This is a genomic window from Candidatus Cardinium sp. cByotN1 (assembly GCF_022810525.1).
Classification (GTDB): Bacteria; Bacteroidota; Bacteroidia; order Cytophagales; family Amoebophilaceae; genus Cardinium.
This window is the reverse complement of sequence record NZ_JAACGG010000012.1, coordinates 1-3,572: the sequence shown is the minus strand read 5'-3', so window position 1 is coordinate 3,572 and position 3,572 is coordinate 1. Positions and strand designations below refer to the sequence as shown.

3 protein-coding genes are annotated in these 3,572 nt (G+C 36.4%); all 3 read right to left on the bottom strand.

From position 1 onward, the window contains the following. Positions 1-161 precede the first annotated feature (161 nt). The 3 genes from MUW73_RS00505 to MUW73_RS00495 all read right to left on the bottom strand — a co-directional run bounded on the left by MUW73_RS00505 (position 162) and on the right by MUW73_RS00495 (position 2,973). Entirely contained in the window at positions 162-1,160 is a 999-nt protein-coding gene (locus tag MUW73_RS00505; protein ID WP_243018077.1) for an alpha/beta hydrolase, read from the bottom strand. Positions 1,161-1,210: 50 nt separating this feature from the next. After that, a complete protein-coding gene (gene dnaN, locus MUW73_RS00500) occupies positions 1,211-2,323 on the bottom strand; it encodes a DNA polymerase III subunit beta (RefSeq protein WP_243018076.1) in 1,113 nt (370 codons plus the stop codon). Between the two features lie 158 nt (positions 2,324-2,481). Further along, positions 2,482-2,973 (bottom strand): dihydrofolate reductase, encoded by a 492-nt coding sequence (locus MUW73_RS00495; protein WP_243018075.1) that lies wholly within the window; start codon positions 2,971-2,973, stop codon positions 2,482-2,484. Between the last annotated feature and the right edge of the window lie 599 nt (positions 2,974-3,572).

Sequence of the window (3,572 nt, the reverse complement as noted above, 5' to 3'; positions counted from 1 at the left end):
GAATCCACCCTGCAACATCATTGCAGCTGTTTCTCTATTTCAGCTATAAGGGTCACTTTCTGATCGCAACTATTTTACAATTGGCGCTATTGCTTGAACAGATACAAAAATCAAATCATGAGCAAATAGTTGCTGATTTTACCAAAGTCGTAAAGATACCTTTATGTAGCCTTAAATAGGTTTTTAGCAAACTTTATAATGGCATCCAAGACACGAGGATGTGCAAGTATATTTTTGGACTTTGGTACCGGTATAGCTAAAACATGACTACTATGAAACGCATCTTTAATAAAAACTCTTTTGAAATTTTTCTTCCTCTTACAGAGAACATGCAACGCATGCTGGCTATCAAGTGGAAGTTGCATATCATGATGGCAAGTAAAGTATTTTTCGCCCACTACAAAAAAAGTATACATGTCATGTAAAGCCTTAAAACGATGGGTGCTTTTCTTATTCAAAAGAGCTCTGAAGTCACTCTGCCCTCCTCCTATGGCTAGTATGGGTATTTTTTCGTCACGAAGTAAGGCTTGTAGCTCATTTAAAAAAACACTACCTCTCATCAAGTCTTTTCCACCAGGATAAAGACATACGGCTTGATTGCTTTGTATATTGAACATAAGCTGCTCTTCAAGCGCATGCTCAGAATAACCCAATGTAAGCGAAAGCCTACGCAGATCATCTAAAACAGGATTAGTCAAATGAGCTGATAGCATGGCAGCATCTACCCTAGCTCCAGGCGCTCCTTCCCATGGAGCGGCTAACGTAATCAGCCCTTTTATAGATAAAAGACCTTGGTACTGCTTGAGAAAAGTATAAGCGCGTAGGCCTCCTTGACTATGACCTACTAGTAGTATAGATTTATCTTGTAGGTTTTCTACCTTACTAGCAAGCTCCTTAAAGTTCATTTCAGCTTGTTGTTTTATAGAAAGCTCTACACTCTGGGCACCTTCTACACTCGTTAGGGCAACTACAGAAGCAGCCGGAAAGGTTTGTTCCAGCTCCTGCTTCATAGTATGAAAAGAGGCTGCATGGTTACCTAATCCATGAAATAAAACAATTAATTGATTTATTTGACTATCAGATGACTTGGCGTAAGCAAGCCTTGGTGTGAATAATAAAAAAAGAAAAAACAACTTAAATATATAAACGATGTATGGCATAGCTATGTAACGATCAAATTCAATATTAAATAAAGTGCAAAAAAGCCTGGCTAAAAAATAATAGGCATAATCAATAACAGCAAATGCTCTTGTTGATTTTGTCCTTTAGGAAAAATTAACACCGCTTTATTAGCCCCCCAGAAAAAGAACTCTACCTCTTCTGTGGTGATACTACCAAGCATGTCTAGTAAAAGCTTGGCATTAAAGCCTATCTCCAGCGGATCGCCTTCATAGGTACAAATCAGCTGTTCTTGTGCTTCATTAGAAAAGTCTAAATCTTCTGCTACAAGCGTCAATTGATTTGCTACAATGATTAACTTGACCTGATGGGTAGCTTTATTAGCATAAATAGCCGCACGCCTAAGCGCACTCACCAACGCAGGCTTGCTTATGGTAAGCTTACTGGTATGTTCCTTGGGTATAACATTCTCATAATCTGGATATCGTTCATCGACTAATCTACTAATCATGCTAATGTTATCAATAGTAAATTGGATTTTATGTCGATCAAAAGTAACGCCAACTTGCTTATCTTTACTACTTAGTAGACCATTTAAAAGTATCAATGCTTTTTTAGGCACAATAATGGGGCTTTGTGTAGAGGCTGCCAAATCTTGACGAATATAACGCACTAAGCGATGTCCATCCGTAGCGACAAAAGTAGCCATAGCATGGGTCAATTCTATGTAGACACCAGACATAGCAGGTTTTAATTCATCATTACTAGTCGCAAATATAGTTTTTTGCAAAATATTTTTCAATACCTCCACTTCTACATCTAAGGTGATGCCATCATCTAAACTAGCTAGTTGGGGGAAATCATTAGCACTTTCTCCTGCCAATTTATATTGCCCATTATCAGATTTAATAGAAACAGTATAAGAATTTGGGTTAATTTCGAGTTTAATAGGCTGTTCTGGTAGGTTCTTAACTGTATCCAGCAACATACGAGCCGGTATGGCCACACTTAGTTGGTCATCTGATTGAATCGCCAAAGAAGCACTAATCGAAACTTGTAAATCTGATGCTGTAACGACTAAACGATCATGATCTACCTCAAAAAGAAAATTTTCTAAAATTGGGACAACTGGATTACGGGCTATAACCCCGCTAATAGCAGTTAGCTGCTGTGAAAGCAAAGCTGATGATACCGTAAACTCCATGATTATTCTTTATTTTGTGATTTTGAACACGGGGCCTGGGCTTATAAATAGATGCAATCTAATAAAAAAAACTTAAAAGTTTTTATTTTTATCTGTTTAATAGTTCATCCAATTTATTTTTTAAGCCACATGATGGCCTGATAGCTAAGAATCATCCTTTAACATTCTTTTTCTAAGACAATAAACTCATAATCATAGCTATTTTTATTATCTGCTTTAAAGGAACGTACTACACGTTGCACCCATTCTTTCCCTAACATAGGAAAATAGGTATCTCCTGCTAATATAGCATGGATTTTTGTTAAGTAAATTCTATGGGCTAAAGGTAAAGTTTGGCGGTAAATGGACCCTCCTCCAATCACAAACAACTCCGATTCTCCTTGTGTTTTTGCTAAACTTATAGCTTCGGCTATACTTCTTACTACATGATAACCAACAACTGATTGATCCATTTTTGTACTAACAACTATGCTTGTTCGATTAGGCAAAAGACGACCAATAGAACGAAATGTTTGACTACCCATTACTAAATGATGGCCTAGTGTATTTTTTTTAAATTCTTGTAAATCAGCAGGAATATGCCAAGGCAGTTTATTGTCCTTGCCAATGACCCCGTTTAATGCCATCGCGGCAATAAGAGATATAACCATAGCTTATTTCAATGTTTTTTGTTAAAAATCTTGTATCTATTCACCACTATTGGCGAAAGTAATGAATGGTTAAAGTTACTTTTTTATCAAGAAAAAAGTAAGGGGAAAATACCTTACGGCTTAAATCTACCCATGTTAGTCATCCTTAAGTAGACCCCATTGCCTGAACAGCTACTTTGCAGACGTATCTTGTTGGCGACATTGGTGGTAAAAAAGCGATTTTATATCACTTTTTGCTTGATCAAAAAGTGAACAAAAAATCAAGCGCTCTGTAAAAAGTTTCGGTAATCACCTATTAGAGCTCTTACTATTACCCATAAGTCAAAAAATGATAATAAATACTTGCGTTCGGTCACCAGAGCAGAAGAAATACCATTAAGTGGTGTATCTTCTCATTCTTTTTTTGTCTTTTTATCTCACTTAAAAGTGTAAAAATCGTAATCATAGGCTCTAAAAATTTTGTATCCATTCACGACTGTGGTTTTTCTTCGATTATATTTAGCAACTCTTTGGTTTGCGTTCACGAAATTAGTAGAAAATGAATTTTTGTTGTTACTTTTTTCTTGATAAAAAAGTAACCAAAAAAACGCGCCCTTTGA

Excerpts from the sequence above, each read along its gene's own strand:
- dnaN (WP_243018076.1), bottom strand. The coding sequence starts at position 2,323 with ATGGAGTTTACGGTATCATCAGCTTTGCTTTCACAGCAGCTAACTGCT.
- MUW73_RS00495 (WP_243018075.1), bottom strand. The coding sequence starts at position 2,973 with ATGGTTATATCTCTTATTGCCGCGATGGCATTAAACGGGGTCATTGGC.
- MUW73_RS00505 (WP_243018077.1), bottom strand. The coding sequence starts at position 1,160 with ATGCCATACATCGTTTATATATTTAAGTTGTTTTTTCTTTTTTTATTA.